Below are 18,615 nucleotides of genomic sequence, written 5' to 3'. Positions count from 1 at the left end.
TAAAAGCCGACAAACGTAGTCGGCCTTCCTGATCATTTTTTGTGCTATATTCCGCGCCCGTTTTCGTTGCCCCGGTTTCTAGCCATGCACGCAGCCAAGCCCCTGTTCGACTATCCCAAGTACTGGGCCGAGTGTTTCGGTCCGGCGCCATTCCTGCCGATGAGCAGGGAGGAGATGGATCAGCTGGGCTGGGATTCGTGTGATGTCATCATCGTGACCGGTGATGCCTATGTCGACCATCCGTCGTTTGGTATGGCGATCATTGGGCGGCTGCTGGAAGCCCAGGGCTTTCGCGTTGGCATCATCAGCCAGCCGGATTGGCAGAGCAAAGACGACTTCATGAAGCTCGGTCAGCCAAATCTGTTTTTTGGCATCGCTGCCGGCAACATGGACTCGATGATCAATCGCTACACGGCTGACCGCAAGGTCCGATCGGACGACGCCTACACGCCGGGCGGGCAAGCCGGAAAGCGCCCGGATCGAGCGAGCCTGGTCTACAGCCAGCGCTGCAAGGAAGCTTACACCGACACCCCGGTTGTGCTCGGCGGCATCGAAGCATCGTTGCGCCGCATTGCCCACTATGACTACTGGCAGGACAAGGTACGTCGCTCGATCCTGATGGACGCCACGGCTGACATCCTGCTGTATGGCAACGCCGAGCGTGCCATCGTCGAAGTAGCGCAGCGCCTTGCGCGCGGTGAGGCGGTCGAGCAGATCACCGATGTGCGCGGCACAGCATTTATCCGCCGTGACGCCCCGGAGGGCTGGTTCGAAATCGACTCCACTCGTATCGATCGTCCGGGCAAGGTCGACAAGATCATCAACCCCTATGTAAATACTCAAGATTTGCAGGCCTGCGCCATCGAGCAGGATAAGGGTCCGGTTGAGGATCCGAACGAGGCCAAAGTCGTTCAGCTTCTGCCCAACCCGAAGATCGAGCGTGATCGGACCGTGATCCGTTTGCCTTCTTTCGAGAAGGTTCGCAACGATCCTGCGCTATATGCCCACGCCAACCGCGTACTGCATTTGGAAACCAACCCAGGTAACGCTCGCGCGCTGGTGCAGCGACACGGCGATCACGACATCTGGCTGAACGCGCCTCCCATCCCGCTGACAACCGAGGAGATGGACTACGTATTCGCCTCTCCGTACGCACGTGTGCCGCATCCGTCCTATGGCGGCGAGAAGATTCCCGCCTATGACATGATTCGCTTTTCGGTGAACATCATGCGCGGGTGCTTCGGTGGCTGTACCTTCTGCTCCATCACCGAGCACGAAGGCCGGATCATTCAGAACCGCTCGCACGAATCGATCCTGCACGAGATTGAGGAGATGAAGAAGCTGCCGGGCTTCACCGGCGTGGTGTCGGACCTTGGCGGGCCGACGGCCAACATGTACCGCATCGCCTGCAAAAGCCCGGAAATCGAGCAGCATTGCCGCAAGCCGTCCTGCGTCTATCCGGGCATCTGCGAGAACCTCAACACCGACCACAGTTCGCTGATCGAGTTGTACCGCAAGGCCCGGGCTTTGCCAGGCGTGAAGAAAATCCTGATCGCCTCCGGGCTGCGCTACGACCTGGCTGTCGAGTCGCCGGAGTATGTGAAGGAGCTGGTGACCCATCACGTTGGCGGTTATCTGAAAATTGCGCCTGAGCACACCGAGCGCGGCCCGCTGGACAAGATGATGAAGCCGGGTATCGGCAGCTACGACAAATTCAAGCGGATGTTCGACAAGTATTCGAAGGAGGCGGGCAAGGAGCAATACCTGATTCCGTACTTCATCGCGGCGCACCCTGGCACCACCGACGAGGACATGATGAACCTCGCGCTGTGGCTGAAAGCCAATGGTTTTCGCGCTGATCAGGTTCAGGCGTTCTACCCGTCACCCATGGCGAGCGCCACGGCGATGTACCACAGCGGCAAAAACCCGCTGCGCAAGGTTACCTACAAGAGTGAAGGCGTGCCCATTGTCAAAAGCGAGGAGCAGCGTCGTCTTCACAAGGCCTTTCTGCGTTATCACGACCCGAAGGGCTGGCCGATGCTGCGCGAAGCCCTGCAGCGAATGGGTCGAGCCGACCTGATCGGCAATGGCAAAAATCAGCTGATTCCGACGCACCAGCCCGCGACCGAAGGCTATCAAAGCGCCCGTCGCAAGAATTCGACGCCGGTGGGCAGTAAGAAGGCCGGGCAGGGCGGGAAGATTCTCACCCAGCACAACGGTTTGCCTCCGCGTAGCCACGACGGCAACGCGTGGGACAAGCGCGAGGAGGCCAAGGCGGCAGCTGAAGCGCGGCGTAAGGCAGCGGCCGGTGGCGGTAAGCCTGGCGGAAAGAGCCGAAAGCCATCCCAGCGTCCGGCTGTCCCTCGCTGATCGACTGCAGGTGCCTGCCTGAGGCACCTGCTTTCAGCCTTTGAACGCCAGCGTCGCCTGGTCCAGCTCGCTGGCCAGCTGCAGCATCTGTTCGCTCTGCTCTCGGCCCCGGCTGATATGTGTCAGGTTGCTGTCGCCCAGCTGGTGGATGCGCTCGCTGTGGCCGCGGATTTCACTGACCGCTTCGCTCTGCTGTGCGGTGGCCAGCGCGATCTGTGCGGCCATCTGTTCAATTGAGCCGATGGTGGTCACGATCTGGTTTAGCGCCGAATCCGCTGTCTCGGCCAGTTGAGCCGTTTCTTCGGCGTGGCTGACCTGAATGCGCATGGCCTGGAGCGATTGATGCGCAGCCGTCTGCAAGCTACCGATCAGCAGTTGAATTTCCTCGGTAGCGCCGCTGGTGCGCTGCGCCAGGGTACGCACTTCGTCTGCGACGACGGCGAACCCTCGGCCCTGTTCCCCAGCTCTCGCGGCCTCGATCGCTGCATTGAGCGCAAGCAGATTGGTCTGCTCCGCGATCGAGCGGATGACGGTCAGTACCTTGCCGATGGTCCCGGTTTCGTCCGCCAGGCGCTCAATCGCCAAGGCATTGTTCTGGACCTCACTGACCAGCCCGTGCAGTCCGCTCAGGCTTCTGCCGATCACCTCCTGCCCCTGGGTGACGGCCTGGCCTGCTGCGCGCCCGGCCGTGGCCGTCTGGTCTGCACTGCTAGCAACATCCTGGATGGTGGCTTCCAGCTCTCCCAGTGCGTCCCGGATCTGCGCGGTGTCGCTGCTCTGGCGGCTGGCGCCGCGGTGCAGGTCGTTGCTCATTTCTGCCAGGCTGCGACTGTTTCCGGTCACCGCCTGCGCCTGCTGGCGCAGCGTGCCGACAAGCGTGAGCAGGTAGGTGCGTAACTGATTCAGCGATGCGCCAATTTCCACCAGTTCCGGGGTCCTGGAGTGCAGGGCGACTGGCTTTTCGAAATCGCCAGCTGCCCAGGCCGAGAGCGCTGGCGCGAGCTGGCCCAGCGAGCGAGTGAGCTGCCGCTGTAGACGGTCGATGGCGAGCGCGACCAGCAGGATTATCCCGATGATGGTGCCCTGAATCAGCCGAACTTCTGTCTGGATTCGTCCATGTTCACTGCGGATCTCCGGCTCCAGATCGTCCAATGCCGTCTGTAGGGAGGCTATTTTCTGCTCGGTGCTGTCCCGAAGTTTCAGGCGTTGCACGATCAGCTCGCGGGTGCGTTTCAGCTCACCCGGATATCGGGTGAGGAGACTGGACAGGTCGCGCTTGAGAGCGATGCCCATGTCTTCCGCGGGTAGCGCCTGGGCTTGCTCGTCAAGATCAAGTAGCGCTGCGAATGCGCTCGCACCGGATTTTTGTTCGCTCGCCACCCCGAGTAGTGGCAGCGCATCGAGCGTTTGAGCTTCCTGCGCTAGCGCTTGTAGTGCTTGCTCCACCTCGACGACCAATTCGTCGTTGCCGCTGGCGGTCAGCCTGGCGCGCGCGTGGCTGAGGCGAAGCAGCTGCCGGCTGGCTTCGAACAATGGGGGTTGATACTGGGTTGCGGCTTCATGCTGATCTTGCGCGGCATAGCGATGCAGTTGCTCCAGCGTGCCCGTTATCTCACGCTCGGCCTGCAGTAGCAGGCCTTGGGGATCGCCGGCCAGCTTGCCTGCAGCGAGGAGCTCGGTAGCAGTGAACTGGCGCAGCTGTTCGAGGCTTGGCTGCAGGCGATTGGCGAACGGGCCGGGTAGGGCGCTGACGTCTTCTGCTAGCCCCTTCAGCTCAGTCAGCGCGGTGTTGTGTCGCAATGCGTCGCCGCTGCTCAGGTAATCCTGAATGTTGTTGGCGACCTGGTGCTGAAAGCGCTGGGAAAGGCTCAGGTACTGCCCCATCAGCTGGTACGGACGTTCCAGCGCATGCTCTGACCACCAGAGCGTTGCGCCTAAGGCAAAGCAAATGGCGATGAGCAGCAGGGTGTTCAGCGTGGTAAGGGACTTCAGGCGCATCCTGGCCTCCGGAGGTTCTGGAGGCTAGAAGATATGGCTATTTGATGTCAGTTCTATGACGGCAGGAACCACTCCACCCGGTTTCGGCCAGCGTGCTTGGCAGTGTAAAGCGCTTCGTCGGCTTGCTGTGTGAGCAATTTGGTGTCTGCGTCTGGTGTGAGCTCGGCAATGCCGCAGCTGAAGGTGCACGACAAGTCTGCGGGCTGTGCCGGGTAGCGAATCTCGGAAAAGCGTTCGCGGATCTCGTCCAGGACCTTGGCTGCGTTGTGCACAGTGGTGTCGGGCATCACCACCGCGAACTCTTCACCGCCGTAGCGACCGATATGGTCGGTCTTGCGCAGGCGTTGCTTGAGAAACAGCGCGAGGCTTTTGATCACCCGGTCCCCCATTGGGTGGCCAAAGGTGTCGTTGACCTTCTTGAAATGGTCGATATCGATCATCGCGAAGCACAGCGGTTGCCCGTCGCGGCGGGCACGTGAGCTGGCGTCTTCGAGTAATTGCAGGCTGTGCGTATGGTTATACAAACCGGTCAAGCTGTCCCGGACGATTCTGGCTTTCAAGCTGCGGGCTCGCTCGGCGCGGGTTCGCACGGTCGCGATCAGGTGGCTAGGTTTGATCGGTTTGGTCAGAAAGTCATCGCCGCCTTCGTTCATGGCGTCGAGCTGCTTGTCGAGGTCGTCCTCGGCCGAGAGGTAAATGATCGGCACGCTGACGTAGCGTTCATGCTGCCGGATCACTTTGGCCAACTCAGTACCCATGCATTCGGGCATGTACATGTCGAGGATGATCAGATCCGGTTGGAATTCAGCCAGGTAGTTGATCGCCTGGATCGGCTCGTTGAGCGTCTGGGTGATGATCCCTGCATTGTTCAAGACCCTTTCGGTGTGGGTCGCCTGGGCCCGCGAATCGTCAATGATCAGAACGCGGAAAGGCTCGGAGTGGGCGGTGCGGGTGAAAATCTCGATCTTTTCCAGCAGGCACGAGGCATCGATGGTGCCGGTAAAGAACTCCAGCCCGCCGGCGCGCACGGCCGCCAGTCGCATAGGTGTGTCGGTTTCCCGGTGGCTGAAGAAGATCAGCGGCAGCTTTTCTTCCAGCCCTTGCTGGATGCGCTCGGCAAGCCGAAGGCCCTCGCCGGGTCCATTGAAATCGACATCCATGACGATCGCAGCCGGGTGCCGTTCATGCATCGCTGCGCGGAATTCGCTATCACTGCCAAAGGCCTGCGCATTCATGCTGAAGAATTCGAGCTGGCGAACCACGTGCTGGGCGCGTTGATGGTCTTCCAGCGCAATGTAGACCGGTTTGCTCAATGGCGGTACGTAGGCGGACTGCCCGCGCGGATCGCCGTGGCGCAAACCGGTACGTGCGAGACGGTAGACCAGTTGGCTGAGTGTGGCGATGGTGTCGCTCGACAACCGCCCGCGATTGTCGCTGATGTCGCTCAGGCAATCTTCGATGCCAAGCGCGAGCAGCCGATGTTCGGTTTGTTCGAAGCGCTCGGCGAATTTCCTCAACCGCTTGTTGGCATCTGCCAGCGCCGACCGGCAACCGTCATTCCATTCGCTGCGCTGCAGTTGTTGCCAGACTTCGAGCACCTCCCGAGCCTGATGAATGACCCGTTGTGCGAAGTGCTGTTTAAGTTCTTCCTGGTCCGACATGTCCGGTTCCCTGGCCCGCTGCGGCAGTGCTCTCAGAGGCCACTGTGGTGGCTCAATGCTACCACCTATCCGTCGTTTGCAAAGATGCCGCATAGGCGGTCTGGTTCTCATTATGAGGCTTGCTTTCGACCGGCTGCGTTATAGTGGTTCACATGCCGCACGCTCCGCGTGACCGGCGATCGAATCTTTGAATTTATGAAGAGAAGGACAGACGCCCATGTTGGATTGGAAGAATCGCTTCGGCCGCCTCGGCTTTTCGGGAAATTCAGCCAGAGCGGATGGGGCGACTCGCAATCCGCTACTGCTGGGGCTTGCCGTTCTGATCGGGCTGTACTTGCTCGTGGCGCTTTTGGTCGGCTGGTACTGGAGCTCCGAACCTGACCGATTCCCGGTACAGCAGAATGTGCGGCAAGCCGCTGAGGCCTCGCAGCAGCAGATCGTTAACGGCTACACCACGGTCGAAACCCTTAAGCAGGTAGCTGGCACCTTGCTCGACAAGCCCGGAGGCTATCTGACTAATGACATTGCCCCGCCCGGCCTGTGGCTGGACAACATGCCAAGCTGGGAATATGGCGTGCTGGTTCAGGTCCGCGACCTCAGTCGCGCTCTGCGCAAGGACTTTGCGCGCTCGCAATCCCAGTCGACGGAAGACCCTGATCTGTCCAAAGCCGAACCGCTGTTCAATTTCGACAATCGCAGCTGGGCACTGCCGGCGAGCGAATCGGAATACCGTAACGGGATCCGTTACCTGAATCGCTACTTGGCACGCTTGAGCGATCCGGCATCCAAAGCTCAGTTCTATTCGCGCGCTGACAACCTGAATAACTGGCTTGGAGATGTCGGTACTCGGCTGGGGTCTTTGTCCCAGCGCCTTTCGGCCAGCGTCGGTCGCGTGCGCCTGGACGGACAGCTGGCGACGGAGCTTGAGCGCGAAGGCGTAAGTCAGGTGGTTGAAGAAGAGCGCGTCGAGACGTCCTGGATGCAGATCGATAACGTGTTCTATGAGGCGCGAGGGCAGGCATGGGCCTTGTCGCACCTGCTGCGCGCTATTGAAGTGGATTTTGCCGACGTATTGGCGAAAAAGAACGCGGCGATTAGCGTGAGGCAGATCATCCGCGAGCTGGAAGCTGCGCAGGAACCGCTGTGGAGCCCGATGGTGCTCAACGGTAGCGGCTATGGGGTCTTGGCCAATCACTCTCTGGTGATGGCGAATTACATCTCGCGAGCCAACGCGGCGGTCATCGATTTGCGTAACTTGCTGTCACAGGGATAACGGGCGCTCCGCGACCCTGCGGGGTCGCGGTCTGGGTGCTCAATCCAGTCCCAGTTTCTTCAGCCGATAGCGCATGGAGCGGAAGGACAGCCCCAGCCGTTGGGCTGCTGCTGTGCGGTTCCAGCGGGTTTCTTCCAGCGCCTGCATGATCAGTTTGCGTTCGACCTCTTCGAGATGGTCTTCGAGATTGTCGATCTGCGCCAGACTTGCTTCGCCATTCTCGGGCATGCCCGGAGCGTCGGACAGGCGCAGGTCGCTGGGTTTGATCTCCTCGCCTTCACAGAGCGTGTAAGCGCGTTCAAGCATGTTTTCCAGTTCACGTACGTTGCCGGGAAAGCGATAGCTCTGCAGCTTTGCCAGTGCGTCGGGTTGCAGTCTGGCCGGCGTCTCTCCGCATTCCTGAGCGAGCCGGCGAAGCATCACTTCAGCCAGCTGGGCGATATCCTCGCGGCGTTCGCGCAGGGGCGGCACGCGCAACTCGATGACATTCAGCCGATAATAAAGGTCCTGACGAAAGCGGCCCGCCGCGACTTCGCTGGCTAGGTCCTTGTGGGTGGCGCACAGAATCCGCACATCGACCACCACTTCCTTAGCTCCGCCAACCGCGCGCACGGCCTTTTCCTGGATGGCGCGCAGCAGTTTCACCTGCATCGGAAGCGGCAGATCGGCGACTTCGTCGAGAAACAATGTGCCGCCATTGGCAGCCTGGAACAGGCCCGGTTTGTCCTCCATTGCGCCGGTGAAACTGCCCTTCTTGTGCCCGAAGAACTCGCTTTCCATCAATTCTGAGGGAATCGCCCCGCAGTTGACTGGAACGAAGGGTTGTTCATGTCGCGGCCCTTGTTCGTGAATCAGCCGCGCAACCAGCTCCTTGCCGCTGCCCGACTCGCCGCTGATATAGACAGGTGCCTGGCTGCGCGCCAGTTTGCCGATCTGCTTGCGCAACAGGTTCATTGGCGGCGAAGCGCCAAGCAGGCGACTGTCGACTGTCAGCTCATTGGGGTTCGGTGTGCGCAGCCGTAATGCCGTATTGACCAGTTCGCGGAGACGGCCGAGGTCCACCGGTTTGGTCAGGAAATCAAAAGCGCCGGCCTTGAGCGCGCCAATGGCAGTGTCAAGACTGCCATAGGCGGTAATCATGGCCACCGGCAGTTGTGGATACTGCTGCTGAATGAATTGCACCAGCTCCAAACCGCATCCGTCCGGCAGGCGCATATCGGTGAGGCAGAGGTCGTAGTGCTCGCGTGCCAGGCACTCGCGGGCCTCCTTGAGGTTGCGGGCGCTGCGGGTGTCCAGCTTCATACGTCCGAGGGTGATCTCCAGGAGTTCACGGATATCGGGTTCGTCATCGATGATCAGCGCTTTCTGGCGGGCGGTCATGGTCTCGGTCTTTGAAAAGAAGAAGCTGGATGCCCAATGTTAACGCCACAAGGCCAGCCTTGTACCGCCGCATGGCTGATGTGTGACCCGTTGCGTCTTAAGCAGGCCTCAGCTCAGCTTGCGTGGGTGCGCAAAGACAATGCGAAAGCAGCTGCCGCCCTCGTCTCGCTCACGGTAATCCAACCGTGCCTGATTGCTTTCGCAGAGCTCTCGGGAGATATACAGCCCAAGGCCCGTGCCCTTGTTTTCTGTGGTGAAGAACGGCTCGAAGATGTTCTGTACCTGCTCGGTCGGCACACCTGCACCATCGTCGAGCACTTCCAGCACGGGCAGATCACTGGCTTCGTCCCGGAAGACTCTCAGCCACACCTGTGCTTGGTCGTGCTTCTGTCCACTGTAGCGCAGGCCGTTCTGCACCAGGTTGGTCAGTACTTGAATCAACTGGTTTGGGTCCATGCGCGTCTGCAGCGAGCTGCCCTGAGTCTCCACGTGGACAATTTGCTGAGGCGGCAGCGTCTGGCGAAATTCGCTGGCAAATCTATGCACCCAGTATTTCAGATCCAGCAGCTGGGGTTCGGCCTGGCGCCGGCGCGACAGCTGCAGCACATTTTCAATGACCAGATTCATGCGCCGCGAATGATCCTGAATGATCTGCGTAAGGCGCAGATCTGCAGCGTCTAGCACCTCCGACTCCTGCAGCAACTGCGCCGCATGACTGATAGCACCAAGCGGGTTGCGAATTTCGTGAGCAATGCTGGCGGTCAGTCTGCCAAGCGACGCGAGTTTGAGCTGCTGGGCCTTTTGTGCGATCTGAGAAATATCTTCGAGAAAAACCAGCGTGTCCTGCTTCACGCCATGCTGCAGCGTGGCGAAGCTCGGCTGCAGGGTCGCGCCGTCGGGCGTGGCCTTGAAGTTACTCGGCCGCAGAGTGGGATTGTCACGCCAGCGTTGCAGGCCGCGAATGACTTCCGGGCAACGTGGTCCTAGCCGTTCGCCCGTCAGGGCCTCTTGTCCGAGCAACTCGAGGGCTCCCTGATTGGCAAGCAGCACGCGTTCCTGTGCATCGAGGACGAGGATGCCTGTGCGCATGCGCTGCAGAATCTGGGCATTCAAGGCTTCAAGATTAGCGACCTCTTCGGCGCGCTGGCGGGCAAGGGTTTCGCTATCCTGAAGTCGTCTGGTCAGGCCCTGCACCAGCAACGCGGCAGCGAAGCACAGCGTGCCAAGTGCGGCGGCCTGTACATACTGACTGCTCGCCGCGCTGTCGCTTAGGCTGAGGTAGAACGTCAGGTAGATGAGTCCGGTGGCGGCGACTGCCGCGATGAAAAAGCCGACGCGGCCGTGCAACAAGATATTGGCAATGGCTACCGCTACGATCAGCAGGTTACCGATGCCACTTGGCGTGCCGCCCGCGAAGTAGAACAGCGCGGCCAGCAGGGTGACGTCCACCAGCGCGAGCGCCAGTACCGGCAGTTCCCGCTTCGGGTTCTGCAGCAGTACGGCGGCAAAAATGTTGAGAATCAGATAGAGCCAGGCGCCGTAGTAGAACGCCGCCGGGTTGATCATGCGCATCAGGTCGTTGTGCAGGTCGCTGCTGATGAGCAGAACCAGCACCAAGCCGATTACGACGCGATAGAGATGGTAGAGCCGAAGGATTCGTCGCCCCGTGTAACCGAAAAACGTCAGGCGTTCAGTTCCCACCCGACTTGTTGTCCTGTTCCAGATGCGCCTGGCTGCAATACCACCGGTCATGACTCTGCAGTGCTTGCTCACGTGGCAGGTGTACGCCGCATTGAACACAGCGGACGGTCATGACCGTGGTCTCTTGCGGTTTATTGGAGGCTGTGGGCTTGCTGGTCAGACGGCGCCAGAGCCAGAACGCCGCCGCGATCAGGATGATCCAGAACAACAGTCGAAACAGGCCCATATCTCTACTTCCTGGCTAAGCCGTGCGGGCCTGCCGTTCTGGCAGGCTGCGGTTGGGACCTCAGTCGAACAGGCCGAAGGTCATATAGCTCCACCAGGAGCGGTCTTCGCCTTGCTCTTCTTTTGCGGCTTCGGTTTCCGCTTCCCTCAACACCGGGCGCAGTTCATCCGGCAGATCCTGGGCGGCATTCTCATACTGACGCACCACGTCGCGGTTGGATTGCGAGCGGTCAGGCGCTTTGTTTTCAGTGTCGATCAAGCCGAGTGTGGCGCGGGACAACCAGCTGCGGTTGTCGGCCTCTTCCTGGCTTGGCACGAATTCGCCGTCTTCCAGGCTGGGGTGTTGCGGGTAGTTGAGTTTGAGCGTTTCGAGGCTAGTGCTAGCGAGCTCCTCGAGACCAAGGCGCTGATAGGCTTCAGTCATGACGGCCAAACCATCGCCGACCGCGGGCGTACCCTGGAAGTTTTCTACAACATAGCGACCACGGTTGGCGGCCGCTACGTAGGCCTGGCGACGCAGGTAATAGTCAGCAACATGGATTTCGTTCGCGGCCAGGAGGTTACGCAGGTAAACCATCCGTGCCTTGGCATCCGGGGAGTAACGGCTGTTTGGAAAGCGTGTGGTCAGCTGAGCGAATTCGTTGAAGGAGTCACGTGCAGCGCCGGGGTCACGCTTGGTCATGTCCAGCGGCAGGAAACGCGCCAGCAGACCGCGGTCCTGGTCGAAGGAAGCCAGACCCTTCAGGTAGTAGGCGTAGTCCACGCTCGGATGCTGCGGATGCAGGCGGATGAACCGTTCGGCCGAGGAGCGAGCGGCTTCCGGCTCGGTGTTGCGGTAATAAGCGTAGATCAGCTCAAGCTGCGCCTGTTCGGCGAAGCGGCCGAACGGATAGCGGGACTCCAGTGCCTTCAGCTTGTTGATCGCGCTGGTGAAGCTCTTATTGTCCAGGTCGGCTTGTGCCTGCCGGTACAGTTCCGCTTCGCCGAGGTTTTCACTGATGGTTTCGTTGGACGAACAGGCAGCGGTAAGGGCGAAAATGGCGATCAGCAGCAGGTGTTTCACTTGCATGGCGGCTTGCGTCCCTGTGACGGCTGGCTGTCTTGCGCTGAGCCGTCCTGTTATGATGGGCGCCCCGGCTGGCCGGGACAAAGACGCGGTATTTAAACACAAGCGTGTTGCTGAAACCAAAGGCTGCACCCGTGTCGCTGTCGAGGGGCTGCTCAGGCTTAGGATCTGCCCGTAGGCGTCCTGCCTGCCGACAAGGTCACATCCCCCTTTCTCATGTCCCGGCTCATCGCCTGTCGCAACCGGCCAAACCGCACGGTTGCCTCTCCAACTATTGAAGCGCCCTTAATTATGTCCACGATCACCACCCAGGCCATTCATCTCCGCGCCGAGGTGCCATTCGACCTCGGCGGGCAGCGTCTTGATCAAGTCGCGGCACAGCTGTTCTCCGAGCATTCCCGTTCGCGTCTTGCGGCCTGGATAAAGGAGGGACAGCTCACGGTCGACGGCGCTGTCTTGCGCCCCCGCGACACAGTACATGCGGGTGCCATCCTGGAGCTTTCTGCCGAGCAGCAGGCCCAGGGCGAGTGGGTGGCTCAGGACATTCCGCTGGATATAGTTTTCGAAGACGAGCACATTCTGGTACTGAACAAGCCGTCCGGGTTGGTGGTGCATCCTGCCGCAGGGCACGCCGATGGCACCTTGCTCAACGCCTTGTTGCATCATGTTCCGGATTTGATCAACGTGCCGCGTGCCGGCATCGTGCATCGCCTGGACAAGGACACCACCGGATTGATGGTGGTGGCCAAGACTCTGCAGGCCCAGACGCGCCTTGTCGAGCAGCTGCAGGCGCGCAGCGTCAGCCGCATCTACGAGGCCATCGTTATCGGCGTGATCATTACTGGCGGCACCGTCAATGCCGCCATTGGGCGTCATGGCCAGCAGCGTCAGCGCATGGCGGTGGTGGAGGGCGGCAAGCCTGCCGTGAGTCACTATCGGGTGCTCGAGCGCTTCCGGTCGCACACGCATGTCCGGGTCAAGCTTGAAACCGGGCGAACCCACCAGATCCGTGTGCATATGACACACATTGGCTATCCGCTGGTGGGTGATCCGCTTTATAGCGGGCGTTTTCGTATCCCACCAGCCGCTAACCCGACCATGGTGCAAGCGCTGAAAGATTTTCCGCGCCAGGCATTGCATGCGCGCTTTCTCGAATTGAACCATCCCGTCAGTGGCGAGCGGCTGAAATGGGAATCGCCATTGCCGGACGACTTCGTCTGGCTACTGACACTCTTGCAGCAGGATCGCGAGGCGTTTAGCGGATGACGGATTGGCCGGAGGACTGGATCCGCCCCGACTGGCCGGTGCCTCCGCGTGTAAGGGCTTGCGTCACCACGCGCCGCGGCGGCTTGAGCCAAGCTCCGTTTGATGGCTTCAACCTGGGGGATCATGTTGGCGATGCGCCCGACCGGGTGTCGGCGAATCGACAGCACTTGCAGCAGCTGCTCGGCTGCGAGCCGGCCTGGATGAGCCAGATCCATTCAAGTATCGCCGTTGAGGCGGACCCGCGCAGTTGTCCGACTGCCGATGCCAGCTGGACGGGCGAGGCGGGGGTCGCCTGTGCGGTGCTGACTGCGGATTGCCTACCGGTATTGCTCTGCGACGTCGACGGCGCTCGTGTTGCGGCTGCGCACGCGGGGTGGCGCGGTCTGGCTTCAGGCGTGCTGGAAGCCACCGTGGCGGCTATGGCGGTTCCAGGGTCACATTTGATTGCCTGGCTCGGTCCGGCGATAGGGCCCACGGCGTTCGAGGTTGGCGGCGAGGTGCGCGATGCGTTCATCGCTGGCCATCCTGAATGTTCCGAAGCCTTTGTGCCCAGCCATCGCGCGGATCGCTTCATGGCGGATATCTACCAGCTCGCCCGAATCCGCCTGGCGGCTTGCGGCGTTACAGCGGTATATGGCGGTGGTTTCTGTACTGTCAGCGATGCTCGTTTCTACTCCTATCGCCGCGCCGCCCGTACAGGGCGCTTCGCCAGCCTGATCTGGCTGGACTGAGCGGCCGTTCACCTGTTCCTGGCATTTTACCCCTGACTCGCTTTACGCCATCGGGCTGACCTGCGTCAAGGTCGTGCGGCTTGAATCTCCAACAATCAGCCTTATCTAAGGTTCATCTCGCAGGCTTTCGTTCGGAGTGCGTTTCATTGCACGGCCTGCTTTACCTAGAAAGGTGATTCCATGCGTATCGATCGTTTGACCAGCAAACTTCAACTTGCGCTTTCTGATGCCCAATCCATTGCTGTTGGCTTCGACCACTCGTCCATTGAGCCTTTGCATCTGATGCAGGCGCTGCTCGAGCAGCAGGGCGGCTCGATCAAACCACTGCTGATGCAGGTGGGTTTTGACATCAATGGTTTGCGCCAGGCATTGACCAAAGAGCTCGATCAGCTGCCGAAACTGCAAAATCCGACAGGTGACATGAATATGTCTCAGGACTTAGCGCGCCTGTTGAACCAGGCTGACCGCCTTGCGCAGCAGAAGGGGGACCAATACATCTCCAGTGAGCTGGTGTTGCTCGCTGCTCTGGAAGGCAGCACCCGGCTGGGCAAGCTATTGCTCGAGCAGGGCGTCAGCAAAAAGGCCTTGGAAAACGCGATCAGCAACCTGCGGGGCGGCGACGCTGTCAACGACCCGAATGCTGAAGAGTCACGGCAAGCATTGGACAAGTACACCGTGGACATGACCAAGCGCGCCGAGGACGGCAAGCTCGACCCGGTGATCGGTCGCGATGATGAAATTCGCCGGACCATTCAGGTGCTTCAGCGGCGCACCAAGAACAACCCGGTGCTGATCGGCGAGCCAGGCGTGGGCAAGACCGCCATCGTTGAGGGCTTGGCGCAGCGCATCGTCAATGGCGAGGTGCCGGATGGCCTCAAGGACAAGCGCTTGCTTGCGCTGGACATGGGCTCACTTATTGCGGGGGCCAAATTCCGCGGCGAGTTTGAAGAGCGGCTGAAGGCAGTCCTCAATGAACTCGGCAAACAGGAAGGCCGCGTCATTCTATTTATCGACGAGCTGCACACCATGGTTGGTGCCGGCAAGGCGGAAGGCGCGATGGATGCTGGCAACATGCTCAAGCCTGCGCTCGCGCGCGGAGAGTTGCATTGCGTCGGGGCAACCACTCTTGATGAGTACCGCCAGTACATTGAGAAGGATGCTGCGTTGGAACGTCGCTTTCAGCGTGTGCAAGTCGATGAGCCGAGTGAGGAGGACACCATCGCTATCCTGCGTGGCCTCAAAGAGCGCTACGAGGTGCACCATGGCGTGTCTATCACCGATGGCGCGATCATTGCAGCGGCAAAACTATCGCACCGCTATATCACGGATCGACAGCTGCCAGACAAGGCCATCGACCTGATTGATGAGGCGGGCAGTCGCATCCGCATGGAAATCGATTCCAAGCCGGAGGAGCTCGATCGTCTTGACCGGCGTCTGATCCAGCTGAAGATCGAGCGCGAAGCATTAAAGAACGAGGACGACGAGGCGACCAAGAAGCGTCTGGCCAAGCTCGACGAGGAAATCGTCAAGCTGGAACGCGAATATGCCGACCTCGAAGAGATCTGGAAGGCGGAAAAGGCTGAAGTGCAAGGCTCCGCCCAGATGCAGCAGAAGATCGAGCAGGCCAAGGCCGATCTGGAGGCTGCGCGGCGTAAGGGCGACCTGGCGCGGATGGCCGAGCTGCAATACGGCATCATCCCCGACCTCGAGCGCAGCCTGCAGATGGTCGACCAGCATGGCAAGACCGAGAACCAGCTGCTGCGTAACAAGGTAACTGATGAGGAGATCGCCGAAGTCGTCTCGAAGTGGACGGGCATCCCTGTGTCGAAAATGCTCGAAGGCGAGCGCGAGAAGCTGCTGAAGATGGAAGACCTGCTGCATCAGCGCGTGATTGGGCAGCACGAGGCGGTTGTATCGGTGGCCAATGCGGTTCGCCGCTCGCGGGCCGGGTTGGCCGACCCGAATCGCCCCAGCGGTTCCTTCCTGTTCCTTGGCCCGACCGGGGTAGGCAAGACTGAGCTGTGCAAGGCCTTGGCCGAGTTCCTCTTCGACACCGAAGAGGCGATGATCCGCATCGATATGTCGGAATTCATGGAGAAGCACTCGGTTGCGCGCCTGATCGGAGCCCCACCGGGCTATGTAGGTTATGAAGAAGGTGGCTATCTGACCGAGGCCGTGCGCCGTAAACCCTATTCGGTGGTTCTGCTTGATGAGGTCGAGAAGGCGCATCCTGATGTCTTCAATATTCTGCTGCAGGTTCTGGAAGATGGCCGTCTGACCGACAGCCATGGGCGAACCGTGGATTTCCGCAATACCGTGATCGTCATGACCTCAAATCTTGGATCCACCCAGATCCAGGAGTTGGTGGGCGATCCTGATGCGCAGCGTGCTGCTGTCATGGACGCTGTAAGTCATCACTTCCGGCCGGAGTTCATCAACCGGATCGACGAGGTGGTGGTTTTCGATCCGCTGGCTCGCGATCAGATTGCTGGCATCGCTCGCATCCAGCTGAGCCGCCTGCGGCAACGACTGGCCGAGCGGGAGCTGAGTCTGGAGCTGAGTGACGAGGCGCTGGATAAGCTGGTCGCAGTGGGTTACGACCCGGTCTACGGCGCGCGGCCTTTGAAGCGAGCCATTCAGCGCTGGATCGAGAATCCGCTGGCGCAGCAGATACTGTCTGGCGCCTTCGAGCCCGGTACAAGCATCTCAGCGAAGGTGGAGGGTGACGAGATCGTCTTCGGCTGATTTGAGGGGCGCTGGCGCCGTTCTTTCAAGCGGTGCCGGCAGTTCCAATACCAGCGGAGCGGGGTAGTGCCACCGCATCGTGCAAATCATTGTAGTAAATCGCATTTTTTCTGTTGACAGCCGCGCCGAGAACCGTAAAATGGCGCGCCTCTGAGGGGGGAAAGCAAGCGGTAACGCGGACCACCTGAAGAGCTGGAAATGAAGTTCCGCGATAGCTCAGTCGGTAGAGCAAATGACTGTTAATCATTGGGTCCCAGGTTCGAGTCCTGGTCGCGGAGCCAAAATCCAATCGGGGTATAGCGCAGTCCGGTAGCGCGCCTGCTTTGGGAGCAGGATGTCGGGAGTTCGAATCCCCCTACCCCGACCATTTTTGGGTCGTTAGCTCAGTTGGTAGAGCAGTTGGCTTTTAACCAATTGGTCGTAGGTTCGAATCCCACACGACCCACCAAAACCGTCTCGCAAGGGGCGTAAGAAACCGGGAGATCCGAAAGGGTCTCCCGGTTTTTTTTGCATTGAAGTTTATCGGCGCGTTTGTTCCGCTCGTCTCGCTAAAAATCTGTTCTCAGTGCCAGCGCCTCTCATGATGAGTTGGCGCTGGCACTGTCTGTGGAAGTTAGTGCAATTTGAGCCGGGGCACCGTGCTGGTGCTGAGTTTGTCCCCGATCATCATCAGGCCGGTACGAGCGACGCCGTACAGTGCGATCTGGTGCATCCGATACAAGGACACATAGAACATCCTTGCCAACCAGCCTTCCAGCATCACGTTGCCGGTGAGATTGCCCATCAGGTTACCTACGGCAGAGAAGCTCGACAGCGAGATCAGCGAGCCGTAATCGCGATAGCGGTAGGTTGGCAGGTCCTTGCCCTCAAGCCGCCGGGCGATCGATTTGGCGAGCAGTGACGCTTGCTGGTGCGCCGCCTGCGCTCGTGGGGGTACGTTGCGGTCACTGTCCGGTTGCGGACATGCAGCGCAATCGCCGAAGGCGAAGATGTTCTCGTCCCGAGTGGTTTGCAGGGTAGGAAGTACTTGCAGCTGGTTGATCCTGTTACTTTCCAGCCCGTCTATATCTTTCAGAAAGCTTGGCGCCCTGATGCCTGCTGCCCAGACTTTCAATGTGGCTGGGACGAAGTGGCCATCTTTGGTGTGCAGCCCTTCATCGGTCACTTCACTCACTGCGGCGTCAGTCAGTACCGTAACGCCCAAATCTCTCAGCGTCTGGTGCACTGGCTGGCTGATCCGTTCCGGCAACGCGGGCAGCACCCGCGGCCCTGCCTCAATAAGCGTGATGTGGACGTTTTCAGGCTTGATGCCATTCAGTCCGTAGGCGGCGAGCTCACGCGCGGCGTGGTGAAGCTCGGCGGCAAGCTCGACGCCAGTTGCGCCAGCGCCGACGATAGCCATGTTGATGGTGCCCTGGTGGCCTTCGCTGGCGTGGGCGCGCATGTAGTGGCTCAGCAGTAGGCGGTGGAAGCGCTCCGCTTGTTCTCGAGTGTCGAGAAAGATGCAATGCTCGGCGGCGCCCTTGGTGCCGAAGTCGTTGGTCGTGCTGCCAACTGCGATTACAAGCGTGTCGTAGCTCAGTGTGCGAGCCGGCACCAGTTCAACGCCGTGGTCGTCGAATGTGGCGGCAAGGTGAACGCATTTACGCTCACGCTCCAGGCCGCTCATGCGGCCCATCTGGAATTCGAAGTGGTTCCACTTTGCCTGCGCCACATAGTTGAGCTCGTCAGCCGACGAATTCAGCGAGCCTGCGGCCACTTCATGCAGCAGAGGTTTCCAGATGTGGGTCAGGTTGGCGTCAATCAATGTAATGCGGGCCTTGCCACGCTTGCCCAAGGTTCTACCCAGGCGGGTGGCAAGCTCCAGGCCGCCGGCGCCGCCGCCGACGATTACGATGCGATGTGTCATGGAATGAACTCATAAGGCTTTGCGGGATTCGGTTTGGCGCCTTGGTGGTGACCATGTTAGTCACAGGACCAGGCGACTCAGGAGGCGGCTTAGCAGGCCCAAGCCGAGCACCGTTACCAGGACCAGCACAAGGAGCAGCCAGGGGCGGAAGGGCCGGCGCTCGACTTGGTGCTGAGGTGCGTTGAGATAGTGGTCAACGTGCTCCTGGTCTTCGGGTTTTAGGCGGCTGGGCATACGCACCTCGAATGGGGGATGCAGGCATTCTAGCGGCGCAGGGGCAAAAGCCAAGC

The 18,615-nt window shown here is 60.1% G+C and carries 13 protein-coding genes and 3 tRNA genes; 8 read left to right on the top strand and 8 right to left on the bottom strand.

Translation table 11 applies throughout. From position 1 onward, the window contains the following. Window positions 1–84: 84 nt before the first annotated feature. Window positions 85–2,370 (top strand): YgiQ family radical SAM protein, encoded by a 2,286-nt coding sequence (locus ACSSNI_RS08830; RefSeq protein WP_200636695.1) that lies wholly within the window; start codon window positions 85–87, stop codon window positions 2,368–2,370. A 33-nt stretch (window positions 2,371–2,403) separates the two neighbouring features. On the opposite strand, the gene ACSSNI_RS08825 is transcribed toward ACSSNI_RS08830, so the two are convergent. Both ACSSNI_RS08825 and ACSSNI_RS08820 read right to left on the bottom strand, forming a co-directional pair. Further along, on the bottom strand, window positions 2,404–4,368 hold the full coding sequence (locus ACSSNI_RS08825; RefSeq protein ID WP_200636694.1) for a methyl-accepting chemotaxis protein: 1,965 nt from the start codon (window positions 4,366–4,368) through the stop codon (window positions 2,404–2,406). A gap of 53 nt (window positions 4,369–4,421) precedes the next feature. Continuing rightward, entirely contained in the window at window positions 4,422–6,029 is a 1,608-nt protein-coding gene (locus tag ACSSNI_RS08820) for a response regulator (RefSeq protein ID WP_148925202.1), read from the bottom strand. A 217-nt stretch (window positions 6,030–6,246) separates the two neighbouring features. Here ACSSNI_RS08820 and ACSSNI_RS08815 point away from each other — a divergent pair, with 217 nt between their 5' ends. Continuing rightward, window positions 6,247–7,302: a DUF2333 family protein gene (locus ACSSNI_RS08815; RefSeq protein ID WP_148925201.1), complete on the top strand. Its 1,056-nt coding sequence runs from the start codon at window positions 6,247–6,249 to the stop codon at window positions 7,300–7,302. A 39-nt stretch (window positions 7,303–7,341) separates the two neighbouring features. Here the strand turns inward: ACSSNI_RS08815 and ACSSNI_RS08810 are convergent, their stop codons facing one another. The 4 genes from ACSSNI_RS08810 to ACSSNI_RS08795 all read right to left on the bottom strand — a co-directional run bounded on the left by ACSSNI_RS08810 (window position 7,342) and on the right by ACSSNI_RS08795 (window position 11,677). Then, window positions 7,342–8,682, bottom strand: coding sequence for a sigma-54-dependent transcriptional regulator (locus ACSSNI_RS08810; RefSeq protein WP_200636693.1), 1,341 nt, complete (start codon window positions 8,680–8,682; stop codon window positions 7,342–7,344). 108 nt (window positions 8,683–8,790) lie between these two features. Next, on the bottom strand, window positions 8,791–10,383 hold the full coding sequence (locus ACSSNI_RS08805; RefSeq protein WP_325166548.1) for a sensor histidine kinase: 1,593 nt from the start codon (window positions 10,381–10,383) through the stop codon (window positions 8,791–8,793). Further along, window positions 10,373–10,609 (bottom strand): PP0621 family protein, encoded by a 237-nt coding sequence (locus ACSSNI_RS08800; RefSeq protein ID WP_200636690.1) that lies wholly within the window; start codon window positions 10,607–10,609, stop codon window positions 10,373–10,375. Before ACSSNI_RS08800 ends, ACSSNI_RS08805 begins: the two co-directional genes overlap by 11 nt. Window positions 10,610–10,669: 60 nt before the next feature. Further along, entirely contained in the window at window positions 10,670–11,677 is a 1,008-nt protein-coding gene (locus ACSSNI_RS08795) for an outer membrane protein assembly factor BamD (RefSeq protein ID WP_200636688.1), read from the bottom strand. Between the two features lie 288 nt (window positions 11,678–11,965). Here ACSSNI_RS08795 and rluD point away from each other — a divergent pair, with 288 nt between their 5' ends. The 6 genes from rluD (at window position 11,966) to ACSSNI_RS08765 (ending at window position 16,864) form a co-directional block, all read left to right on the top strand. Then, window positions 11,966–12,940: a 23S rRNA pseudouridine(1911/1915/1917) synthase RluD gene (rluD, locus tag ACSSNI_RS08790; RefSeq protein WP_200636686.1), complete on the top strand. Its 975-nt coding sequence runs from the start codon at window positions 11,966–11,968 to the stop codon at window positions 12,938–12,940. Continuing rightward, window positions 12,937–13,671, top strand: coding sequence for a peptidoglycan editing factor PgeF (gene pgeF, locus ACSSNI_RS08785; protein ID WP_200636684.1), 735 nt, complete (start codon window positions 12,937–12,939; stop codon window positions 13,669–13,671). The genes rluD and pgeF overlap by 4 nt, the downstream gene beginning before the upstream one ends. Before the next feature lie 180 nt (window positions 13,672–13,851). Beyond that, window positions 13,852–16,416 (top strand): ATP-dependent chaperone ClpB, encoded by a 2,565-nt coding sequence (clpB, locus tag ACSSNI_RS08780; RefSeq protein WP_200636682.1) that lies wholly within the window; start codon window positions 13,852–13,854, stop codon window positions 16,414–16,416. Between the two features lie 205 nt (window positions 16,417–16,621). After that, window positions 16,622–16,697 (top strand) — tRNA-Asn (locus tag ACSSNI_RS08775). Between the two features lie 9 nt (window positions 16,698–16,706). Continuing rightward, window positions 16,707–16,783, top strand: a tRNA-Pro gene (locus ACSSNI_RS08770). A 5-nt stretch (window positions 16,784–16,788) separates the two neighbouring features. Then, window positions 16,789–16,864 (top strand) — tRNA-Lys (locus tag ACSSNI_RS08765). Window positions 16,865–17,029: 165 nt separating this feature from the next. Here the strand turns inward: ACSSNI_RS08765 and ACSSNI_RS08760 are convergent. Both ACSSNI_RS08760 and ACSSNI_RS08755 read right to left on the bottom strand, forming a co-directional pair. Further along, window positions 17,030–18,325: an NAD(P)/FAD-dependent oxidoreductase gene (locus ACSSNI_RS08760; protein ID WP_200636680.1), complete on the bottom strand. Its 1,296-nt coding sequence runs from the start codon at window positions 18,323–18,325 to the stop codon at window positions 17,030–17,032. A gap of 60 nt (window positions 18,326–18,385) precedes the next feature. Next, window positions 18,386–18,559 (bottom strand): DUF3094 family protein, encoded by a 174-nt coding sequence (locus tag ACSSNI_RS08755; protein WP_200636677.1) that lies wholly within the window; start codon window positions 18,557–18,559, stop codon window positions 18,386–18,388. Window positions 18,560–18,615 lie beyond the last annotated feature (56 nt).

This window comes from Stutzerimonas tianxiuensis (assembly GCF_053470365.1).
Note: the sequence above shows the minus strand (reverse complement) of the source record. Positions and strands in the feature narration are given on the sequence as shown.

Coding starts and splice junctions, on each gene's coding strand:
- ACSSNI_RS08830 (WP_200636695.1), top strand. CDS start 85: ATGCACGCAGCCAAGCCCCTGTTCGACTATCCCAAGTACTGGGCCGAG.
- ACSSNI_RS08825 (WP_200636694.1), bottom strand. CDS start 4,368: ATGCGCCTGAAGTCCCTTACCACGCTGAACACCCTGCTGCTCATCGCC.
- ACSSNI_RS08820 (WP_148925202.1), bottom strand. CDS start 6,029: ATGTCGGACCAGGAAGAACTTAAACAGCACTTCGCACAACGGGTCATT.
- ACSSNI_RS08815 (WP_148925201.1), top strand. CDS start 6,247: ATGTTGGATTGGAAGAATCGCTTCGGCCGCCTCGGCTTTTCGGGAAAT.
- ACSSNI_RS08810 (WP_200636693.1), bottom strand. CDS start 8,682: ATGACCGCCCGCCAGAAAGCGCTGATCATCGATGACGAACCCGATATC.
- ACSSNI_RS08800 (WP_200636690.1), bottom strand. CDS start 10,609: ATGGGCCTGTTTCGACTGTTGTTCTGGATCATCCTGATCGCGGCGGCG.
- ACSSNI_RS08795 (WP_200636688.1), bottom strand. CDS start 11,677: ATGCAAGTGAAACACCTGCTGCTGATCGCCATTTTCGCCCTTACCGCT.
- rluD (WP_200636686.1), top strand. CDS start 11,966: ATGTCCACGATCACCACCCAGGCCATTCATCTCCGCGCCGAGGTGCCA.
- pgeF (WP_200636684.1), top strand. CDS start 12,937: ATGACGGATTGGCCGGAGGACTGGATCCGCCCCGACTGGCCGGTGCCT.
- clpB (WP_200636682.1), top strand. CDS start 13,852: ATGCGTATCGATCGTTTGACCAGCAAACTTCAACTTGCGCTTTCTGAT.
- ACSSNI_RS08760 (WP_200636680.1), bottom strand. CDS start 18,325: ATGACACATCGCATCGTAATCGTCGGCGGCGGCGCCGGCGGCCTGGAG.
- ACSSNI_RS08755 (WP_200636677.1), bottom strand. CDS start 18,559: ATGCCCAGCCGCCTAAAACCCGAAGACCAGGAGCACGTTGACCACTAT.